General features: G+C 72.5%; 13 protein-coding genes and 1 pseudogene. 7 read left to right on the plus strand and 7 right to left on the minus strand.

Going from position 1 to position 20,559, the window contains the following annotated elements; all coding sequences use genetic code 11:
• The first annotated feature begins 94 nt into the window (after positions 1–94).
• The gene (locus tag WMF42_RS21025) at positions 95–2,665 is read left to right on the plus strand and encodes a bifunctional serine/threonine-protein kinase/formylglycine-generating enzyme family protein (RefSeq protein ID WP_437693827.1); all 2,571 of its coding nucleotides are present in this window, start codon (positions 95–97) and stop codon (positions 2,663–2,665) included.
• 12 nt (positions 2,666–2,677) lie between these two features.
• Here the strand turns inward: WMF42_RS21025 and WMF42_RS21030 are convergent, their stop codons facing one another.
• Positions 2,678–4,399 (minus strand): caspase family protein, encoded by a 1,722-nt coding sequence (locus WMF42_RS21030; RefSeq protein ID WP_437693828.1) that lies wholly within the window; start codon positions 4,397–4,399, stop codon positions 2,678–2,680.
• 197 nt (positions 4,400–4,596) lie between these two features.
• On the opposite strand from WMF42_RS21030, the gene WMF42_RS21035 reads away from it, so the two are divergent.
• Complete coding sequence (locus tag WMF42_RS21035) at positions 4,597–6,093, plus strand: sigma 54-interacting transcriptional regulator (RefSeq protein WP_437693830.1); 1,497 nt, start codon at positions 4,597–4,599, stop codon at positions 6,091–6,093.
• A gap of 123 nt (positions 6,094–6,216) precedes the next feature.
• Here WMF42_RS21035 and WMF42_RS21040 read toward each other — a convergent pair.
• Positions 6,217–6,931, minus strand: a pseudogene (locus WMF42_RS21040) (DUF899 domain-containing protein).
• A complete protein-coding gene (locus WMF42_RS21045; protein ID WP_155798155.1) occupies positions 6,928–7,068 on the minus strand; it encodes a hypothetical protein in 141 nt (46 codons plus the stop codon). Before WMF42_RS21045 ends, WMF42_RS21040 begins: the two are co-directional and overlap by 4 nt.
• A gap of 158 nt (positions 7,069–7,226) precedes the next feature.
• On the opposite strand from WMF42_RS21045, the gene WMF42_RS21050 reads away from it, so the two are divergent.
• The 3 genes from WMF42_RS21050 (at position 7,227) to xylA (ending at position 10,836) form a co-directional block, all read left to right on the plus strand.
• Entirely contained in the window at positions 7,227–8,492 is a 1,266-nt protein-coding gene (locus WMF42_RS21050; RefSeq protein ID WP_437693832.1) for a helix-turn-helix domain-containing protein, read from the plus strand.
• A gap of 27 nt (positions 8,493–8,519) precedes the next feature.
• On the plus strand, positions 8,520–9,176 hold the full coding sequence (locus WMF42_RS21055; RefSeq protein ID WP_061606078.1) for a Vgb family protein: 657 nt from the start codon (positions 8,520–8,522) through the stop codon (positions 9,174–9,176).
• Positions 9,177–9,504: 328 nt separating this feature from the next.
• Positions 9,505–10,836: a xylose isomerase gene (gene xylA / locus WMF42_RS21060; RefSeq protein ID WP_061606079.1), complete on the plus strand. Its 1,332-nt coding sequence runs from the start codon at positions 9,505–9,507 to the stop codon at positions 10,834–10,836.
• Between the two features lie 94 nt (positions 10,837–10,930).
• Here the strand turns inward: xylA and WMF42_RS21065 are convergent, their stop codons facing one another.
• From WMF42_RS21065 to WMF42_RS21075, 3 genes are read right to left on the minus strand one after another with little or no spacing between them, the layout of a single operon-like run.
• Complete coding sequence (locus WMF42_RS21065) at positions 10,931–11,281, minus strand: hypothetical protein (RefSeq protein WP_437693835.1); 351 nt, start codon at positions 11,279–11,281, stop codon at positions 10,931–10,933.
• Between the two features lie 7 nt (positions 11,282–11,288).
• Complete coding sequence (locus tag WMF42_RS21070) at positions 11,289–11,861, minus strand: Imm26 family immunity protein (RefSeq protein WP_437693837.1); 573 nt, start codon at positions 11,859–11,861, stop codon at positions 11,289–11,291.
• Positions 11,862–11,899: 38 nt separating this feature from the next.
• Positions 11,900–16,084: a DUF6531 domain-containing protein gene (locus WMF42_RS21075; protein WP_437693839.1), complete on the minus strand. Its 4,185-nt coding sequence runs from the start codon at positions 16,082–16,084 to the stop codon at positions 11,900–11,902.
• A gap of 190 nt (positions 16,085–16,274) precedes the next feature.
• Here WMF42_RS21075 and WMF42_RS21080 point away from each other — a divergent pair, with 190 nt between their 5' ends.
• Complete coding sequence (locus WMF42_RS21080; RefSeq protein WP_061606083.1) at positions 16,275–16,661, plus strand: PAAR domain-containing protein; 387 nt, start codon at positions 16,275–16,277, stop codon at positions 16,659–16,661.
• A gap of 28 nt (positions 16,662–16,689) precedes the next feature.
• Entirely contained in the window at positions 16,690–18,354 is a 1,665-nt protein-coding gene (locus WMF42_RS21085) for a peptidoglycan-binding protein (protein WP_437693842.1), read from the plus strand.
• Positions 18,355–18,375: 21 nt separating this feature from the next.
• On the opposite strand, the gene WMF42_RS21090 is transcribed toward WMF42_RS21085, so the two are convergent.
• Positions 18,376–20,541: a type VI secretion system Vgr family protein gene (locus WMF42_RS21090; protein WP_437693844.1), complete on the minus strand. Its 2,166-nt coding sequence runs from the start codon at positions 20,539–20,541 to the stop codon at positions 18,376–18,378.
• Positions 20,542–20,559: the final 18 nt, after the last annotated feature.

The following is a 20,559-nucleotide window of genomic DNA, read 5'->3' on the forward strand; positions in this document are numbered from 1 at the left end:
CTCGCGCGGGTCCCCGAGGCGCCCATCGCCGCGCCGTCGTGGAAGGCGGCGCCCGCTGCGGCGCGGCGCGAGGTCCTCCGCGGATGTCTGCCAGATGTTCGCCGTGGTAACCTGCCCGACCGAGCGCGAGCAGGTGAAGAAGCCCCTCCCCGACGACGCGACGAAAGGTGCAGAGAGCGCTCGCGGCGACACGCTCGCGGCGCTCGGCAGCGGCGTCGTCCCGCGCGGCGCGACGGCGAGGATCGCGCTGCCCGGCCGCTACGAGGATCTCGGCCTCATCGCCGGCGGCTCGTTCGGCGAGGTCCGCCGCGTGCGCGACACGTTCCTCGACCGCGTCGTCGCGATGAAGCTGCTCCACGCCGAGCACGCGGGCGCGGCCCACCTGCGCCGCCGCTTCCTCGCCGAGGCGCGGATCACCGCGCAGCTCCAGCACCCCGGCATCATCGCGCTGTACGACCGCGGAGAGCTCCCGGACGGCCGCCTCTGGTTCACGATGCGGGAGGTCCGCGGCCGCACGCTGCGCGAGGCCATCGACGAGCTGCACGCCGCCTCGGGCCCCGGCGGGTTCGGCGCCACGGCCGCGGGCTGGACCTTCCGCCGCCTCGTCGACGCGTTCGCGCGCATCGCGCAGGCGATTGCGCACGCGCACGGCCGCGGCGTCGTGCACCGCGACATCAAGCCCGACAACCTCATGGTCGGCGAGCTGGGCGAGGTCCTCGTCATGGACTGGGGCCTCGCGCGCAGGATCGACGTCGACGAGCCGGCCGAGCCCGGCGACGACAGCGCGCTCGACCTGCGATCTCCCGCGCTCACCCGCCAGGGCGATATCCTGGGCACGCCCGCGTACATGCCGCCCGAGCAGGCCCGCGGCGACACGTCCCTGCACGGCCCGGCGAGCGACGTCTACGCGCTCGGCGCCGTGCTGTATTGCCTCCTGACGGGGCGCCCCCCGTACCTGGGCAGCAGCGCGGCGGAGGTGCTCGCGGCCATCCTCTCGGGCCCCCCCGCGCCCGCGATGGCGGCGGCGCGCGGCGGGCCACCGGTCCCGGAGGAGCTGTGCGCGCTCTGCGATCGCGCCATGCGCCCCGCGATCGCCGACCGCACCCCGAGCGCCGAGGCGCTGGCCGCCGGCGTGCTCGGCTGGCTCGACGGCGTGCGCCGCCGCGAGCAGGCCCTCGCGGCCCTCGATCGGGCGCGCTCGTTCGACGCCGAGATCGCCTCCCTGCGCGCGCAGGCCGCCGAGGCCGAGGCGCGGGCCCGGGCGCTCCGGAGCGCGCTGCGGCCGTTCGACCCCGTCGCGAGCAAGCGCCCCGCGTGGGCGCAGGAGGACGAGGCCGCACGCCTGGGCCGCGCCGCCGCGCTCGCCGAGGCGAGGTGGCTGGAGGCGGTGCACGGCGCCCTGAGCCTGGATCCGGAGCTCGCCGAGGCGCACGCGCTCCTCGCGGACCACCACCGGGCGCGCCTCGCCGAGGCGGAGCTGGCCCACGACGACGAGGAAGCGGCGCGCGCCGAGGAGATGCTGCGCATCCACGATCGCGGCCGGCACGCGGCCTTCCTGCGCGGCGACGGGGCGCTCACGCTGGTGACCGATCCGCCGGGCGCGGAGGTCGTCCTCGAGCGCTTCGTCCTGCAGGACCGACGGCTCGTGCCGGTGCCCGAGCGCGCGCTGGGGCCGACGCCGCTCGTCGAGGTGCCGCTCGGGCGGGGGAGCTATCTGCTGCGGCTGCGCGCGCCCGGGCGGGCCGAGGTGCGGTATCCGGTGCTGATCGAGCGAGACGGGCACTGGGACGGGCGGGCGCCCGGGGAGGAGGAGCCGTATCCGATCGCGCTGCCCGCGGAGGGCGAGCTCGGTCCGCACGACCTGGTGGTGCCGGCGGGGTGGTGCTGGACGGGCGGTGACGCGGCGACGCCGGACAGCCTGCCTCGGCGGCGGATCTGGATCGCCGGGTTCGTGATCCGGCGGTTCCCTGTCACGACGGCGGAGTACATCGACTTCCTGAACGACCTCGTGATCCGCGGGCGCGAGGCCGAGGCCGTCGCGGCGTGTCCCAAGGTGCATGAGGGCGTCTCGGCCGTCGCCGACGAGCCGGCGCTCCACCGCGACGCGTCCGGCCTCTTCTGCCTGCCGCCGGATCGCGAGGGGTTGCGCTGGCGCCTCGACTGGCCGGTGGTGCTCATCGACTGGCACGCGGCGACGGCTCACGCGAGGTGGCTGGCCGAGCGCACCGGGCAACCCTGGCGGCTGCCCGGCGAGCTCGAGCGCGAGAAGGCGACGCGCGGCGTCGACGGCCGCCTCTTCCCGTGGGGCGACCACGCGGACCCGACCTTCGCCTGCGTGGCCGACACGAGCCCCTCGGAGGCGGCGCGCGAGGGCGTGGAGGGCCACCCGTTCGACGAGAGCCCCTACGGCGTGCGGGGCCTCGCGGGCAACGCGCGCGACTGGTGCCTCGATGTCTGGAAGCACGACGGCCCGCGCGTCGAGGCCGGACGGCTCCGGCTCGACGCCGCGGCGCCGGACGATCCGGACCTCCGCGTGATCAAGGGCGGCGCGTGGACCGGCGCGCTGAGCCAGGGCCGCGCGCCGGCGCGGTTCGGCGGGCGGCCGGGCATTCGCCGCTCGGTGGTGGGCGTCCGGGTGGCGAGAGACGCGCCGATCCGGCGGTGAAGCGAGCCCTTGTCAGGCCCGCTGTGGCCCCAGGTGATTCACGAACGTCGTGCCGACAGCGTCGCGCCGCGCGGTCAGCGTGAACTCTGCGTCCGTGGTGTTGCTGAAGAACATGGGATGGACCTGGGAGGCCGGCCTGAACCATTCGATGGTTCCGGCCCACGTGCCGTCCTGGCTGCGCCCGGCGTTCAGCCGGAAGCCCTGGTGTCCGCCGCTCGGGTCCGCATAGGCACGGTAATCCGAGGCGTGGTTGCGGGCCGTCCACGTCGCGTCCAGGGAGCAGGTGAAGCTCGCGGCCGCCGCTGCGAACGGCGGCGGGTTGTTCCCGTCGCTCCACATGCGGCCGCGCTTGACGACCTTGATGGACGACGCCTGGTTGGTGTCGATCTGCGTGAGGCCATCACGGATCTTCCAGTACTCCTTGCCTTTGGTGAAGCCGCCCTGGGGGCTGGCTGTGCGGGTCGCGACGATCTCCAGCAGGAGCGCGCCGTTCGCGAGGATCCGGTAGTACGCGTAGTCACGGTCTCCGGTCGGGTCGATCTGCCCCCCCGGCCGCTCTGCGTCGGGCACCGGGCTCGTCGCGCCGCCGTCGCTCGCGCCGTGGTGGAACACCGGCAGGTTCCCCAGCCCGTCCACCAGGATCGGGTGCTGCCGGAACGAGAGCGCCTGGAGAAGCATCCTCGCCCGGAAGAGCAGCTCGGCGTGCGACATCGTGCTCCGCTTGAACTGGCCGTCCTGCTGGACCTTCCACTGCTCCAGCGCCACCGTGAGCGCCCAGGTGAAAGCGCCGTGCCAGTGTCCGCCCAGCATGGCCTGGTACGACGGCTCGTCGCGCCCGGAGGCGCAGAAGACGCGGCTGCCGATCTCCTTCGCCGCGACGGGCGTCGTCCCGCTGGACGGCCCGGCCGGCGTCAGGGTCGGCACCCGCTGGGCGTTGCCTGTCGGCTCATTCGCAGCCGCGAAGCAGCAGTCGAGCACGATGGTGAGGTTGTCCGAGGGGCGCTTTCTGCCGGGGCGATCGAGCGCGGGGTTGAAGAGCGCGTGAAGCTCCGAGAACGAGACGGCGTTCTCGAGCCCGCGGCCGGTGTCCGCCGGGCACAGGACGAGGTCGCCGTCCCGCTGCGCGCCGTGGCCGGAATACGTCATGAGCCCGGGGAGGGCCATCCAGTCCTCATCGATCTCCCAGGCTCCCCACGTGAGCTTCACGTGGGTCACGAGCCCCCTGGCCAGCCACGCGGCGCCTCGTTTCACCTCGTCGGAGCTGGCCTCGCCGAGGGTCACCTCGAGATCGCCGGGCTCCCGCCGCATCCTCGACAGCCACTCCTGGGCGCGCTCCGCGACCTCTGCCGCGGTCTCCCCCGCGAGCTCGGCGGTCGGCTCCGGCTCCTTGCGCGACAGCCAGCGCCTGACGCGCGCCTCGACCTCCTCTCGGGTCTCCCCCGGGGACAGCTCGGGCGCCAGCTCCAGCTCGGCCCGGACGAGATCGTCCTCCGTGAGCGCCGGGCTGGAGAGCGCCCGGATCTGCGTGTAGCCCAGTCGACGGCAGACCTTCCAGAACGCGAGCACGTCGTTGCGCCCCGCCGGAAGGTCCTTGTCGGTGAGATCCGGGTACCGCTCCACGCCGATCAGCAGCGCGCCGCCGCGCAGACGGGATATCTGCTCCCTGGCAGCGGCCAGAACGGGCTTCACGGCGCTCGGCGCGTCACGCTCGACGGGGGAGTCTGTCTTGGTCATCGTCATCTCCGTGGGTGAGCTGCTCGCCGAGAGCGGGGCCGCGCCGGGCGTGGCGCGACCGAACGAGCGTCGGCGCTGGCATCGTCGGATGAACCGCCTGTCACAGCAAGCGCTGCGCCAGCTCTCGCATCGTCGTCGCGAGCGCGCGCCACGGCCGATGCCGGGAGGACCTCGGATCGTGTAGGTTGGCAGCCGGCATGATCCAGCGTGATTCGACCCTCGATCTCGGCAGCTCAGCCGCCCTGGGACCGGGCCATCACGACCAGGAGACGCTCGCGCTGGTGATCGCCTGGGCCCCCGCCGAGCCTTCGCGCTTGGGCGAAGTGGCGCTCTTCGAGGCGGGCGACGGCGCGCGGATCCTCGGCCGCGGCGCGCCTGCGGACGGATCGGGCGGCGAGCGGGTCGTGTTTCACCGCCAGCGCCCCGGGATCAGCGAGCGAACGCCGCCCCTCGCGAGCCCCGGGCTGTCGCGGGAGCAGCTCCGTATCCGCCCCGCGGGCGACGGCCTGCGGATCGAGCGGATCGGCAAATGCGCGATGGAGTTCGCCGGCGAGCGGGTGGATCGGTGCGTCCTCGCGCGCGGCGACACGTTGCTGCTCAAAGGGCAGCTGCTGCTCTTCTGCGCCGCTCGCCCCCGGACGCTCGAGCCGCTCCGCAGCGCGTCGCTCGACGATGCGCCTCCCTTCGGCATGCCGGACGCTCACGGGATCCTCGGTGAGAGCCCCGCCGTCTGGCGCCTGCGGGATCGGCTCGCCTGGACGGCGAAGGCCGACGCGCACACGCTGCTGCTCGGCGGGAGCGGCTCGGGCAAGGAGCTGTGCGCGCGCGCCGTGCACGCGCTCTCCGCCCGCGCGCGCGGGCCCTTCGTGGCGCGCAACGCCGCGACGATCCCCGGGAGCCTCGTCGACGCCGAGCTGTTCGGGAACATCAAGGGGTATCCGAACCCGGGGATGCCCGAGCGACCCGGGCTGATCGGGTCGGCGAACGGCGGCACGCTGTTCCTCGACGAGATCGGCGAGCTGCCCCAGGGCCTCCAGGCCAACCTGCTGCGCGTGCTCGACGAGGGAGGCGAGTACCATCACCTCGGCGGATCCACGACGAAGCGCTCCCATTTCCGCCTGCTCGGCGCGACGAACCGGGATCCCGACGCCTTGAAGCACGACCTGGCCGCGCGCCTCGTGCTCCGGCTGGAGGTCCCGGGCCTCGACGAGCGCCGCGACGACGTGCCCTTGCTGATTCGCCATCTGCTCCGCCGCGCGTTCGCGAGGAGCCCGGACGCCGTCCGGCGGTTCTTCGCGCCGTCGAGCGACGGGGCGCTGGAGCCGAACCTCCGGCCGAGCCTCATCGAGCATCTGCTGAAGCGCTCGTACACGACGAACATCCGGGAGCTCGATGCGCTCCTCTGGCGGGCGATGTCGACGAGCGCGGGCGACGCGATCGCGTGGAGCGGCGGCGCCCCGTCGACCGGCTCGGCGCCCCCGGGCGCCCCGGAGCCCCCGGAGGACGACCGTCCCGCCGACGTGGAGCCCGCGCGGGTCCGGGACGCGCCGGAGCCATCGGAGGCGGAGGTGCGGGCGAGCCTCTCGGCGCACGACGGGAACATCGTGCGCACGGCGCAGGCGCTGGGGTTGTCGAGCCGGTATGTGCTTTACCGGCTGATGCGGAGATACGGGATCACGACGGACGCCACGTAGCCGGCCTCGGAGCGCGCCTCGACGGCGCGCCTCGACGGCGCGCTTCCCGAGCTCAGGGAGCGCGCCTCAGGTGGCCCAGCGGATAGGATACCGCCGTCTTCCCGCCCGCCGGCCCAGGGCACATCACGTCGTGCCGTACCTGTCGTGGTGGCGGACCCACGCCATCCCGTACGGGAGCGCGGCCTCGTCGCGGCCCAGGGGCGTGAGGTCGAGGTAGTTGTAGGTGCCCATCAGGATGTCGAGCCCGCGCGCGTAGGTCGAGTAGGTGTGGAATACCTCGTCCCCCTCGCGGGCGAAGACGCTGAGCCCCGGCGCCTCGGGCTGGGGGAACCGCGACTTCTTGTAGTTGTACTCGATGTCGCCTCGAGCGTACTCCTCCTCCCGGAACGACACGGCGTAATCGTAGTTGAAATCCGTCTCGTTCGAGGAGACCCACGGGAACGTCCAGCCCATGCGCGCCTTGAACGCCTCGATCTTGGCGAGCGGCGCGCGGGAAACGGCGCAGTAGGCCGTGTCGCGGGCCGCGAGGTGGACGTGGCCCCCCTCGATGTTGTCGGCCACGTACGAGCAGCTCTTGCACCCCTCGTCCCAGCTCGGGTGGAACATGAAATGATAGACGATGAGCTGCCGGCGCGCGCCGAAGAGCTCGCGCAGCGTCGCCTTGCCCGAAGGGCCGTCGAACCAATACCCCTTCTCGACCTTCACCCACGGCAGCTCGCGGCGCGCGGCGCGCGGCGCTCAGCGCGTCGCGCCGCCTGTCGTGCTCTTTCTCCCTCTCCAGGAGCGCGAGGCGCGCCGCCAGCCACTCCTCCCTCGAGACAACCCTGGCGCGGCTCATGGGCTCCCCACCTGCGAGGCGGGCGCGCCGGCGGCCTTCGTGCCCCGGAGCTTCTTGACGACGATCGCTGTCACGGCGCCCGCCGACGCCGCCTTGGCGAGGACCAATCCGAGAGACGTGAGACACGCAGGACACATGGGACTCCTCTCCTCCTGCCGGCGCCGCGCGCGGCTGTCCGCCGCGCGCGGCGTTCTGTCGCCGACGCGGAGAGATGACCACGCCGCCGGGGGCCGCGACAGCAACATCGATGTCGCGATCGGTTGGCGCGCGCCGTCCGGCGTGAGATGCTGAGGCGATGGACGCGACCGTCGAGATCCCCGCCGACCTCGGCGCGCGAGCGGTCCGGTCGCTCGCGGCGGGGGACGCGCTCGACGCGCTGAAGGTGGCTGGCCCGTTCGGAGGTCCACACGCGCTCGCGCTCCGCGGGATCGCGCTCGCGCAGATCGGCGCCTACGCCGAGGCCAGGGCGGCGCTCGAGCGCGCCGCGCGGGTGTTCGCGGCGTCGGGCGCGGAGCGCGCGCGGGCGCGGGCGAGCGCGGCCCTCGGGGAGATCGCGCTCGCGCAGCGGGAGCTCGGCGAGGCGCGGCGCGGGCTCGTCGAGGCCGGAGACGCGCTCGAGCGCGCCGGCGACCCCACGAACGCGGCGTGGTCCCGCCTCGGCGCGGCGCGGGCAGCGCTGCTCGACGGTCACGTCGCCGAGGCGGAGCGGGCGCTCGCGTCCGCCGAGGCCACGGTCACTGTCGACGCGCCGGCGTTCACGAGGGCCGCGCTGGCGCTGGCGCGCGCCGAGCTGCACGCGCGGCTCGTGCGCGCCTCGGCCGCGCGGCGCGCGGCGGAGCAGGCGGCGGCGTGCGCGCGGGCGAGCGGGCAACCGCAGCTCGTCGCCGAGGCGGAGCGCTTCCTCCGCGCGCAGGACGAGCCCGTGGCGCGCGTCGTCCGCGGCGGCCGCGAGGAGCTCGCGCGCCTCGCCGACGTCGAGGCCCTGGCCGCCGGGGCCGCCGGGCGCCTCGTCGTCGACGCGATCCGCCGCCGCGTCCTCGACGGCGGCGCCGCGCGCGCCGACCTCTCGCGCCGCCCGGTGCTGTTCGCCATGCTCGAGGCGCTCGCGCGCGCCCACCCGGCCGCTGTCGCGACCGCCGATCTCGCGCGCGCGGCGTTCGGCGTGCGCGCGGTCAACGAGTCTCACCGGCGGCGGCTGCGCGTCGAGGTGGGGCGCCTGCGCGCCGCGCTCGGCGGCGTCGGGGCCGTGAAGGCGCTCGGGAACGCGTACCGCTGGGAGCTCGGCGACGGGGTGGAGCTCGCCCTGCTCGCGCCGCTCGATCCGGGCGACGCCGGCGCCATCTGCGCGCTCCTGGCAGACGGCGCCGCGTGGAGCGCCGCGGCGATCGGCGCCGCCCTCGGCAAGAGCACGCGCACAGTGCAGCGCGCGCTCGCGGAGCTGGCGCACGCGGGGGCGGTCGAGGTCACCGGCGGCGGCCCCTCGCGGCGGTACGCGCGGCCCCGAGCGGCGCTGTCGATCGCGTCACAGATGTTGCTGCTCGGGCTGGCGCTCCCCGGCTAGGGGCCGGGGCGAAGGAGGTTTGGGGCCATGGACGACGCACGACATGCCGAGCTCGTCGCGGAACGCACGTTCGACGGGGTGGACTCGATTCACGGGGTCGCGTTCGACGGGCAGGCGGTGTGGTTCGCGCACGGAGCGCGCGGAGACCTCATGTCCGTGGAGCCGGAGACGGGCCGGGTGCTGCGTCGCCTGAAGGCCCCCGCCCACGCCGGCGTCGCGTTCGACGGGAGCCACCTGTGGGTCGTCGGGGGCGGCAAGATCCGCAAGGTCGATCCCGGGACGGGGGCCGCGGTGGGGGAGGTCCCGGGCTTCGACGCGACGCCGGTGACAGGGCTCGCCTGGGCCGACGGCGCGCTCTACGCGGGAGTCTACCGGCAGAGGAAGATCCTCAAGATCGATCCCGAGCGCGGGACCGTCCTCCGCACGCTCGTCTCCGACAGGCTCGTCACCGGCGTCACGTGGGCGGACGGCGATCTCTGGCACGGCGCGATGCGCGAGGAGGGCGGCCCGCCGTCGGAGCTCCGCCGCGTCGACGCGCTGCGCGGTGAGGTCCTGGACCGCCTCGCGCTTCCGGAGGGCGTGAGCCTCTCCGGCGTCGAGGCGGACTCGAGCGGCCGCCTGTGGTGCGGCGACCCGGCGACGGGCAAGCTCCGCGCGGTGAAAAAGCCGAGGAAGGCAGTCTGATCAGCGCGGAACGCGGGCGACAAGTAAGCGCACACACATACTTTGTAAGTAGTCTTGACAATCCCGCGCAGCGCTGGTAGTCATCGGAGCGTCCGCAAACGCGGCTGGCGGCGAGGTCGGGTGAGCTCTTGCCGTCGCGAGGCGACGGACGCACAGGGCTCGGTCCCACTTGCGATGTCGCCCACATCGACGGTGCGACACCACGCGCCACGGTACCACATCGCTGTAAAGATACCGCCACCGCCGTAGACCGGCTCGAACGCGAGCACTGTCGTCGAAGGCGCCCTCTGGTATAAGACCCACGCAAACCACGAGCTGGAGATCCGCTATGACCGTTGTGACTGGTGACAGAGAGTACTTCCCCGGCGTTGGCAAGATCCCTTACGAGGGGCCCGAGTCCGACAACCCCCTCGCCTTCAAGTGGTACGACGCCAACCGCGTCGTCGCCGGCAAGGCCATGAAGGATCACTTCAAGTTTGCCGTGTGTTACTGGCACACGTTCTGTGGTCGTGGGCACGATCCGTTCGGTCCGGGGACGATCCACTTTCCCTGGGACGAGGGCAAGGACGCGCTGGCCCGCGCTCGCATGAAGATGGACGCGAACTTCGAGTTCATCACCAAGCTGGGCGCGACGCACTACTGCTTCCACGACATCGACCTCGTGGAAGAGGGCGACAGCCGCGCCGAGACGTCGCGCCGTCTCCAGAGCATCGTGGAGTACGCCAAGCAGAAGCAGTCGCAGTCGGGCGTCAAGCTGCTGTGGGGCACGGCGAACCTGTTCTCCAACCCGCGCTACATGAACGGCGCCTCCACGAACCCGGATTTCTCCGTGGTGGCCTACGCCGGCGCCCAGCTCAAGGACGCGCTCGACGCCACCATCGCGTTGAACGGCGAGAACTACGTGTTCTGGGGCGGCCGCGAAGGTTACATGAGCCTGCTGAACACGGACATGAAGCGCGAGAAGGCTCACTTCGCTCGCTTCCTGACCGTGGCGCGCGACTACGCGCGCTCGCGCGGCTTCAAGGGCACCTTCTTCATCGAGCCCAAGCCGATGGAGCCCTCCAAGCACCAGTATGACTTCGACGCGGAGACCGTGATCGGGTTCCTGCGCGAGCACGGCCTGGACAAGGACTTCAAGCTCAACCTGGAGACGAACCACGCGACGCTCGCCGGCCACACGATGGACCACGAGATGCAGGTGGCCGCGGACAACGGCATGCTCGGCAGCATCGACGCCAACCGCGGTGACTACCAGAACGCGTGGGACACCGACCAGTTCCCCTACAACATCAACGAGACGGTGGAGATGATGCTCATCCTGCTCCGCTGCGGCGGGTTCCAGGGTGGCGGCGTCAACTTCGACGCCAAGCGCCGCCGTAACTCGACGGATCTGGTCGACACCTTCCACGGGCACATCGGCGGCATGGATGTGTTCGCGCGCTCGCTCCTCATCGCCGACGACCTGATCCGCAAGTCGCCGCTCGAGTCGATGCGCAAGGCGCGTTACGCGTCGTTCGACAACGGCAAGGGCGCAGACTTCGAGCAGGGCAAGCTGACGCTGGAGCAGCTGGCCGAGATCGGCAACGCCGGCGGCGAGGTCAAGCTCACGAGCGGTCAGCAAGAGCTGTACGAGAACATCGTCAATCGCTGGATCCGCTGAGCCGAGCGATCCAGGCGACGACAGCCGGGCGGCGCCGCTGGCGAGCCCGGCTGTTTTCTTTGGGGCACTCGAGCGCGCCGCGGGGGCGCGGCGCTCATCCCCGACGAACGGCGGCGCGCAGCCGGTCGAACGTGCTCTCCAGGACGGCGCGCCGCTCCGCCTCGAAGGACTCTGTCGCGCCGAGCGCGCCGATCTGCGCGTCGTAGGCGGCGAGCACGCGCCGCGCCCACGACTCCACCTGCGCGAGCGGGAGGTGGAGCGCGCGACAGCGCTCCCCGATCACCGCGAGCACCTCCATCAGCGCGATCTCCCCGTCGACGTCCTCGAACTGGACGTCGCCCTCGCCGAGGCCCTCGTCGATCTGCTCGGCGATGCCGTGGACGAGCCCGGCATAGGCGTCCAGCGCGCCGTCGCTGTCGAAGTTGCCCGATCCCCACGTCCCCATCGGCTCATCACCCCTTCGCGTGCTGCTTGGCCTTCTCGAGGCTCCGCCGGACGGACGCCGCCCACTCGGGGTCCGGCTCGCCCGGCGTCCAGGTCCTCCCCTCGCGGATGGCCTGGGCCACGCGCGCCGCGCGATCCTCGTCGCCGCGCACGCCGGTGGGAAGCCGCCGCGCCGCCTCCTCGCCGGGGATCTCCTCCTGGGTCGTCTCCTGCCGCACGTTCTGGGCGTGCCAGAACGGCCAGACACCGTAGACGAACTGAAGCTCGCTCTCCGGCGGCGCCAGCTCGAACCGCTCGTCGCGGTGCACGACGGGCCACGCGCCCTGGAGCACGGCCCCCACGGTGTGAACGAACGGCGGCACGGCGAAGCCGGACTCGAGCACGGAGGCGTCGAACTCCTCGCGGCGCCCCGCCTTGCGGAAGACCTCGACCACCATGGTGCCGCTCCGGTGGACGCTGAGGACACGGCCGAACGCCCACCGCTCGTCCCCGATGGGGATCCCGATCACGGTCCCCGCCGGCACCATGGTCGCGTAGTCAGGCACCTTGCTGCGCTTCGCTGTCGTCTCTGGTTTCGCCATGGGGTTCCCGTCGCCATCGCGCGAGGCATCTGCCCGCGCTACGTGCATCCTTGCCTCGCTCGCGCCGGCCGTATCTCCTCGAGCCGCCGCATCCTCGCCTGGTACTCCGCCTCGAAGGCCTGTCCCCGCAGGTCGCTGGCGTCGAGGGCACGCTCGTGCCGGAAGCTGTTGTAGACGTTGCCGGGAAACTCGCCGATCTGATCGGCGGGGCGCGTCCCGTACCACTCCATGTACGCCTGCTCGTTGCCGCGCGCCTGCCGGAAGGTGAGATTGTCCTGGATCCGACGCATCTCTCCTGTTTCCGTCGCGAGGCGCTGTCCTGGCGAGCTGTGCGCGCGCTGGCGCTCGTCGAAGTCGTTCGTGTAGCCGATGTAGAACGGCTCGTCCTCTCCCTCGCGAAAAAGGCCATAGACGAGGTAGCCCGGCTCATCCAGCCCGACGAGCCCGAGCGGGTCGACCCGGAGCGTCGGGCTGCCGTCGAACCCGAAGAGGTGCCCGCCGGCGCGGATCCCCAGCGGATCCGGGCTGCACCACCGCGCCACCTCCGCGTCCCAGGTCCGGAAGCGCGTGCTGTGGAGCCCCGTCTCCTCGTCCGCGTACTGCCCCATCAGGCGGAACGGCGAGGACACCGCCCGTCCGCTCCGGGATCGCCGCGCCGGATCGACGAACGCCTCGGCCACCTGGCCCCACGCCGCGTGCGCCGCCGACCACGCCACCTCCCCGCGCGCGTCGACGAGCTCCTTCGGCACGCCGACAGGGTCGTTGATGTAACTGAACACCTCGCCCTGCTCGGCCTGGAGCAGCGGCACGAAGGTGCCCGGCGCGTGGACGAAGCAGCGCGCGCCGTGGCGCGTGTCGACGTCGGCCGCGAGCACGTCCCTGTCCCAGAGGAACTCCACCGCGTGCTGCGCGTCCCCGCCCGCGTCGAACAGCTCCTTGCGCACGCGACGCCCGAAGGCGTCGTAGGTGAAGGCCACGCGCTCCCCCGAGGGCAGCTTCACCTCGCGGAGCTGGTCCCGGCAATCCCACGTGTACTGCGTGCGCTCCGCCTCCGGCCCGGCTCCGGCCGTCTTCAGGACGCGCCGCCGCCGCCCGTCGTAGGCGTAACGCGCGCGCTCGGTACGCAGGAGGACATCGCCCTTGTCGATCTCCCACGCCGGGTCCTCCGCCTCGGCGGGGGCGTGGTCCAGCCCCTCTACGAGCCGCTGGACGTAGCCGGCCGCGTCGTACGAGAAGACCTCCCGGTCCGCGCCGCGCCGCGCTTCGAGGAGCTGGCCGATCGGATCGTAGTCGTACGCTGTCGCTCCCCAGCGGCTCTCCGCGATGCCGCTGACCCGCCCGAGCGGGTCCCGCCGCCAGAGCCGCCGCACGGCCATCGCTGGCGCGCCGCCGCCCGGCGCGCGCACGTCCATCCGCTGCTCGATCATCCGGTCCATCGCGTCGTACGCGGTGCGGATCGAGAAGCGCCCCGCGGCGTCCCCGCGCGCCACCTCCCGCCCGAGCGCGTCGCGCTCCAGCGCGAGCTGGAAGCCGTCGTGGTCCACGCCGGCGAGCTGGCCGCGCCCGTCGTAGCGGTAGCGCGTCGTCGCGCCGTCCGGCATCGTGCGCGAGGTGCGGCGCCCGCGCGCGTCGTACGCGTAGCGCAGGGTGCGGTCGTCCTGCGTCTCGGCGATCACCCGCCCCAGCGCGTCGCGCTCGAAGCGGGTGACGGTGCGCTGCCCGGCGTGCTCGATCGCCGCGCCGAGCAGCCGGCCGGCCCTGTCGCGGTCGAAGCGGATGGCGCCGTCGGAGGAGGTCTCCTCGACGATGTTGCCGAGCGGATCGTGCGAGAACGCGCGGAAGCTCCCGTCCGGATAGTCGATGCGGCAAACACGGCCGTTCGGCGCATGGCGGTAATCGAGGACGCGGCCGTCGAAGGTCGTCTCGCGGACGACGCGACCGGCGCTGTCGTACGTGAACTCGTAGGTCTCGCCCCGTGGATTCTCGACAGCGCGGAGCCGCTCCCGGGTCGTGTACCTGAAGCGCCACACGCGCCCGTCGGCCTGCTCGAGCGCGCGCAGCGAGCCCGTCCCACCATACGTGAGCGTTGTCGCCTGCCCGAGCGCGTCGAGGACGCGGCGCGGGTTGCCGAGCGGATCGTACTCGGATTGCGTGAGGGTCCCGTCCGGCCGCTGGATGAGCACCGGTTGCCGGAGCCGGTCGTACTGGACGGTGGTGCGCCGCCCCAGCGCGTCGGTCCGCGCGACGGGCTCTCCGAGGGGGTCGTATTCGTACCGGGTCCGCTCGCCGCGCGCGTCGATCTTCTCGACGAGGTTGTGCGCGGCGTCGACAGTGAACGACGCGACTTGCCCTTCCTCCCCGTGGATCGCGCGCAGGTGGCCGCGCTCGTCGTACTCCAGCCGGACATGGTGCCGCGACGGGTAGATCACCCCGACGAGCGAGCCGCGCGCGTCGTGATCATACCGGGTGGCGAGCCCGCCGGGGTCGACCCGCAGCACGGGATTCTCGCCGTCGTACGACCACTCGGTCACGTTCCCGGCGGGGTCGATCTCGCGGATCTTGCGCCCTCGCTCGTCGTGCTCGTACCGCGTGATCTCGCCCGCGCCGTTGCCCTCGGCGACGACGACCTGGTCTTCGTCGTACGCGATCGTCCTGAGCAAGAGCCCTTCCGGCGTCTCCTCCCGCACGACGAGCCCGTCCTCGTTCCAGTAGAGGACGCGCGGCTCCTCGTTGCCCGTCAGCCGCGTGATCCGCCGCTCGAGGTCGACCCGGAGCTCGACCGTGTGCAGCCCGCCGTCGCCCCACGTCTTCTTGCACCAGCCGGTCTCGGGATCGTAGGCATAATAGAAGCTCACGCCGTTCTTCAGCGTGGTCTTCACCATGCGGTGATCCTCGTCGTAGCCGTACGTGTCGGCGTGGCCGAGCGCGTCCGTGGCGCTCGCGAGCTCGCCCATCCGCGTGTAGGCGTAATCGACCCACTGCTCGAGGTTGCCCCCGACCCGGACCTCGAGGCGCGCGATCCGGCCGCCGTGGGTCGCCTTGACCCGCACCTCGCGGCCGGCCGTGTCGATGATCCGATGGAGCCGCTCGCCGGCATACTCCAGGACGATCGCGTTGCCGTGAGGATCGGAGATCGACCGCAGCAGCGCCCTGCCGCCAGGCGCGGCCGGCGCGAAGCGGCGCGTGAGGCGGGTATCGTGGCTGTGGACGGTGAACGCGCCGTCCGCGAGGGCGCCGATCGTGAGCCGATCCGCGCGGCGGAAGGCCCGCTGGCCTGGTTCGACGGGAGGAAAGAAGACGTCCCGGCCTTCCTGATCGCGGAGCGTGAGCCCGCCGTCCGTCCGCTCGACCCACTGCTCGAAGCTGTGCACCCACCCGCCGCGGCCGAGCGACGTGCGCTCCAGCGCCCGGGACGAGGCGTAATGGCGCTCCCACACGAGCGGGATCGGCCCGGGCAGGGAGAGATCCACCTGGGCGTCGACGACGCGCCCCGAGGCGACGTCCACCGGGTGCCCGGCCGTCGTGCACTTGCTGCGCGGCGGCGACGAGGCGCCGCTCGCGCTGCGCGTCGCGCCCTTCCGCGCGGCGTCGCCCGCGTCGTCGGCCCCGCGGGTCGCCGCCCGGAGGCCCCGCTCGAGGAGCTCCTTGCCCTTCTTGAACGCCGGCTTCAGCAGCTTGCCCCCGAGCTTCATGAGCAGCGCGCCGCCGAGCTTGAACGCGCCCTCGAACGCGAGATCGATGAGCAGGTCGATCGCGAGCGTCACCGCGCCCATCGCGAAGTCGCCGAAGGTCGGCGTCGTCTGCACGGTGCCCGGGTTGAGCACGAGCGACGTCGGCCATTTGCCCGTGTCCCAGCAATCGGCGTTGAGCGACAGCGGCCCGCCGATGACACAGCACGTGGACTTCTCACCGCAGATCTCGACCGCCCCCCGGGGCAGCCAGCATTTGTGGGATCCGAGCAGGATGTGGAGCGGCGTCAGCGCGTCCAGCGGATCGGGGATGATCCCGAGGTGGGGCCAGAGAAACATGGGCTCGTGCCCGTGCGTGACCGACGGCACTCCATTGAAGAGCACCGTGGGCTGCTGCTTGTCCCCGAGCGTGAACGGGTGAACGAGCGTCAGCTTCCAGAACTTCATCGGCATCGGCGGGAAGATGTGAAACCCCTGGTGCATCTCGATGCCCACCAGGAGCCAGCCGTTGATGTCGTGGAAGTTGTGCGCCATGCGGCCCTTCACCCGATGCTACATGGCCGCCCCGCACGAAAAAAGGCCAAGGGTCCCGGCGGCGTCCGGGCGCGAAGGGCGCGGCGCCGGCGCCCCCGCGGCGCTGTCCGCGCGTCCCTCCCCGGGGCGGCGCGAACCGTAGTATCATCGCCCCGGACGTACGCGACGGCCGCGACGGAGACGAGACGCCATGCCCCCTGCCGCACGGATCACCGACATGCACACGTGCCCCAAGGTCGAGCCGGGCCCCGTGCCGCACGTCGGCGGCCCCGTCCTCGTCGGGGAGCCCACGGTGCAGATCGGGTTTCAGCCCGCGGCCCGCGTGGGGGACAAGCTCACCTGCGTCGGACCGCCGGACTCCGTGTCGCAGGGGGAGAAGAGCGTCCTCATCGGCAACAAGCCCGCGGCGCGGATGGGCGACCCGACGAGCCACGGCGGCGTGATCGTGGCGGGGTGCCCGACGGTCATCATCGGATCGTCGGCGCAGGCAGAGACCCTGAAGACCGATGAGCCGTTCTGCGAGGAGTGCGAGCGCAAGCGCAAGGAGCGCGAAGCACGGCAAGAGCGGCGAGGATAGCCCCCGAGCGCGAGCAGCCCGGAGCGTCATGCCCAGCCACATCGTCCATCAGGGAGAGTGCCTGTCGTCGATCGCGAAGCGGTACGGCTTCGCCGATCCCATGGTCCTCTGGACCGACGCGGCCAACAAGGAGCTCCACGACCGGCGCGGCGGCGATGCCAACGTGCTCTATCCGGGCGATGTGGTGTTCATCCCCGAGCGCGACGCGACAGCGCCCGAAGCAGGCGAGAGGAAGGGCGTCCTCTCGCTCGCGCGCGGGACCATCGAGGCCCCGTCGCCGACGAGGAAGCTCCACCTCCTCCTCCGCGACGCGCAGGGCCAGCCGCTCGCTGGGCGGGCGTTCTCGCTGGAGGTCGGGGGCGAGACGCTGACCGGGACCACCGACGCCGCGGGGGCGCTCGTGCGCGAGATCCCGGCCGACGCGGCCAGGGCGACGCTCGATGTGGACAGGTACCGCTGGGACCTCGACATCGCTCACCTGAACCCGATCGCGAACACGCCCGACGAGGGGTACTCCGGCATCGTCGAGCGGCTCAGGAACCTCGGGTACATACCGGATCCGGAGCTCGAGCCGGCCTTGCAGGCGGCGCTGCGCGCGCTGAGGCGGTTCCAGGAGGACTTCGGCCTCCCGGCGACCGGGCATGCCGACGACGACACGAGGGCGGCGCTGGAGGCGGCCCACAGGGGCGAGGTCGCGCCGGCGCCGAGGGAGGCGCTCCCCGAGGGCGAGGGCGCCGCCCGCGCGGTCAAGGTCGTGGAGGCGCTCCCCGCGACGCCCCCGCTCTGCGCTGCGCTGGTCAGGAAGGCGAGGAAGGCCGGCGCGAACGCCGTCTCGCCCGGGACGCCCAGCGTGCTCAGGCCCGCGCGCAAGGGGACGTGCGGCATGTGCGCGCGCCACGAGGACTGCCTCGACAACGATCCCAATGTCCTCCTCGCCATCGCCGAGATGGCCCGGCGCCTCGACGGCGACGCGGCGGCGTTCCTGGGCGTCATCCACCTCGCGACGGGCCACACAACCTCGCCGCGCGTGAGGAACCCCGGCTCGAACGCCGTGGGGCTCCTCCAGCTCACGCCGGGCACGGCCGCGGAGCTCGGCACCTCCACCGAGGCGCTCACGGACATGTGCCGGATCGAGCAGATCGAGGTCGCCGAGGCGTACTTCGAGGCGCGGAAGCAGGCCTGTCCAGGCGCCGACTTCCGGGAGGTCCGCGACGTCGCGCTCGCCGTCCTGGAGCCGGCCGGCCTCGATCCGGCCCAGCCGATCCTGGGCGTCTCCGCGGCGATCTGCCGTGGCCCCTTCTTCGATGATCCCGGCGCGGGGCGCGTCGAGATCTCCGACGACATGATCGCCTATTTCAAGGCGCACAGGAAGGAAGCGACAGGCCAGGCAATCCGCGCGCAGGACGGCCAGCTCCTCGGCGTCGACGAGAAGGCGACCTATTACACCGCGATGAGGGGCGGCGAGGAGATCCGCGTCACGAGGCGCCAGCGCGCCGTCTACAAGCGCAGCTCGGGCCTGGACAGGGACGGCGACGGCTTCGTGACGCGCGACGACCACGGGGTGACCGTCGGAGACCTCATCGCCGGCTGCGCGAAGGAGGCCTGTGACCGGGCGCGCGCGCTGCAGGCCGCGCTCCCGCAGGCTTACCAGATCACCGTGCCAGGCGCGGCCGGCGCCGCGAAGAAGGCCTGACGCCCCCGAGCCCGGGCCCCCCTACCCCACCGGCGGCACCCGCACAACGGCCTCCACGGGCTCCTCCGGCGCCTCGGCCTTCGGGCCCTCGCCCTTGCCGGCCGACCCGCCCGCGTTGATCTTCACGAGGGTCCCCTTGATGGTCACGCCGGCGCCGTCGATCTGCAGGAACCCCCCGGGTCCCTTCACCGTCACGCCCTGACCCCCCTCGCCGACCATGTCCTCGCCCGCGACAAGGGTGACCGCCTTGCCCGCGGCCAGCGCGTGCGTGCCGGCCACCTTCTCGTGCTGATCCTCCAGCACCGTCAGCGACTGCGCGCCGTCGACCTTCTGCCGACGGTCCTTGTTCACGTGGATGTGCAGCGCCTCCTCCACGCGCTCGCGCCGCTTCCCCTTCACGACCTCGTCCACGTCCTTGCCGGCGAGCCGCTCGTGGAGCCCCTCTGTCCGCTCGACCTCCGCCTTCCCGACCCGGTGCGCGCGCAGGGCGCCCACAAAGAGCGCCCGGTTGGCCCCGGTCACCTCCACGCGGTTCAGCCCCGTCACCTCGGTCCGGTTCACCCCCGTGGTGTCGGTCTCGCTCCCCAGCACCTGCTTTCTTCGATCGCGGCCCACCGTGATCGTCTCGTCGTTCTTCACGAGCGCGCGGAGGTTCTTCTCCGCCTGCAGATAGAACAGCTCGTCTCCGCGCGCGTCGTCGAGCTTGATCTCGTTGAACCCGCCGCCCCCCGGCGAGGACTCGCTCTTCCAGGTGCTGATCGTCCTGCTCGCCGGCAGCGCGTAGGGCACCGGCTCGATCGCGTTGTACGCCCGGCCCAGGATCACCGGTTGATCCGGATCGCCCTCCAGGAACGTGACGAGCACCTCCTGGCCGACGCGCGGCAGCAGGAACATGCCATATCCGCTCCCGGCCCAGCCCTGGCTCACGCGGATCCACATCGAGGCCTCGGGGTCCCTCACCCCTCCCCGGTCCCACGGGAAGTGCACCCGCACCCGGCCGTGCTCGTCGGTGTGGATCTCCTGCCCCGGCGGGCCGACCACCCGCGCGCTCTGCAGGCCGTGAATCCGCGGCCTCGGCGCGCGGAGCGGCGGCGCGTAGGGCGCGTCGGCGAAGACAGCGCGGCCGGTCATCTGCCAGACCTCGTCGTGCGTACCCTCCATCGAGAACGAGGTCACGAGCAGCCTCGGCGCGCCCGCGAGGTCCGGGTGCGGGTGGCCGCTCATCGTGAACACCGTCTCCGGCCGCAGCTCCGGCGTGTTCGTCGAGAAGCCGATCGCGACCCGCCCCGCGCGCTCGCCCTCGAGCGCGCGCGCCGCGCGGCCCTGCGCGTAGGCGACGTCGTGGCGCGCGAACCCCTTCGCGTCGGCCACGGGCGTCCCGCCAGGCTTGCCCGTCTCCACGAGCGCGCCGCCCGGCAGATAGCGGTACTGCTCGTACAGGTCCTCCGGTGAGCCGGCCGCCGGCGCCTCGCCGGTGACAGGCAGGCCGGGGTTCCGGAAGTCGAAATCGCGGAGCGTGTACGCCCCCGGGCGCACCTCGTGGACCAGCGAGACGCCGATCACGCGCTCCAGCTCCAGCGGCGCGCTCGGGCTGTTCAGGAACGGGATCGGCGCCGGCCGCGCCGCCTTGTCGTTCAGCCGATCGCTCAGCAAGAGCCGCGAGCCGCCCTCGTCCTCCGGGAACGCATAGGCGATCCCGGCCTCCTCGAGCAGCCGGCTGAAGAAATCGAAGTCGGACTCGCCGTACTGCACCTTCGCCTCGAGCCGCGGATACCGCCCGCGATCGATCTCCCAGGCATGCTCGATGCCCCATTCGTCGAGCAAAGCATCGATGATGCCCGGGATCGCGAGGTGCTGGAAGATGCGGTTGTTCGTGCGCTGCGTGAGGAGCCACAGCGCGGGCACGAGGTGAATCGCGTAGAGCGATAGACCGCCGGGCTCGACCTCCACGAGCTCCATGTGGCGCACGATGCCCGCGTAGCGGCGCGCCGCGCTGGAGAACGCGTGACCCGGGTCCGCGAGGAACGTCGCGGGCGCGCCCACGATGGCCGAGAGGTCGAGCGACGGGTCGGGGCTCCGCGCCCAGACCGTCGCGCTGAAGAGCGTCGAGATCGCCTCCTCGACGGCGAAGCGGCGCACCGAGAGCGACGGATCGAGGCGATCGAACGTGAGCTCGAGGACGGGCATCGGCGGACCTCCCTGGGA

Source organism: Sorangium sp. So ce176 (assembly GCF_051519835.1).
In the GTDB taxonomy this organism is placed as follows: Bacteria; Myxococcota_A; Polyangia; order Polyangiales; family Polyangiaceae; genus Sorangium; species Sorangium cellulosum_G.

Excerpts from the sequence above, each read along its gene's own strand:
- WMF42_RS21090 (WP_437693844.1), bottom strand. The coding sequence starts at position 20,541 with ATGCCCGTCCTCGAGCTCACGTTCGATCGCCTCGATCCGTCGCTCTCG.
- WMF42_RS21055 (WP_061606078.1), top strand. The coding sequence starts at position 8,520 with ATGGACGACGCACGACATGCCGAGCTCGTCGCGGAACGCACGTTCGAC.
- WMF42_RS21045 (WP_155798155.1), bottom strand. The coding sequence starts at position 7,068 with ATGTGTCCTGCGTGTCTCACGTCTCTCGGATTGGTCCTCGCCAAGGCG.
- WMF42_RS21050 (WP_437693832.1), top strand. The coding sequence starts at position 7,227 with ATGGACGCGACCGTCGAGATCCCCGCCGACCTCGGCGCGCGAGCGGTC.
- WMF42_RS21080 (WP_061606083.1), top strand. The coding sequence starts at position 16,275 with ATGCCCCCTGCCGCACGGATCACCGACATGCACACGTGCCCCAAGGTC.
- WMF42_RS21025 (WP_437693827.1), top strand. The coding sequence starts at position 95 with ATGTTCGCCGTGGTAACCTGCCCGACCGAGCGCGAGCAGGTGAAGAAG.
- WMF42_RS21085 (WP_437693842.1), top strand. The coding sequence starts at position 16,690 with ATGCCCAGCCACATCGTCCATCAGGGAGAGTGCCTGTCGTCGATCGCG.
- WMF42_RS21035 (WP_437693830.1), top strand. The coding sequence starts at position 4,597 with ATGATCCAGCGTGATTCGACCCTCGATCTCGGCAGCTCAGCCGCCCTG.
- WMF42_RS21065 (WP_437693835.1), bottom strand. The coding sequence starts at position 11,281 with ATGGGGACGTGGGGATCGGGCAACTTCGACAGCGACGGCGCGCTGGAC.
- WMF42_RS21075 (WP_437693839.1), bottom strand. The coding sequence starts at position 16,084 with ATGGCGCACAACTTCCACGACATCAACGGCTGGCTCCTGGTGGGCATC.
- xylA (WP_061606079.1), top strand. The coding sequence starts at position 9,505 with ATGACCGTTGTGACTGGTGACAGAGAGTACTTCCCCGGCGTTGGCAAG.
- WMF42_RS21070 (WP_437693837.1), bottom strand. The coding sequence starts at position 11,861 with ATGGCGAAACCAGAGACGACAGCGAAGCGCAGCAAGGTGCCTGACTAC.
- WMF42_RS21030 (WP_437693828.1), bottom strand. The coding sequence starts at position 4,399 with ATGACCAAGACAGACTCCCCCGTCGAGCGTGACGCGCCGAGCGCCGTG.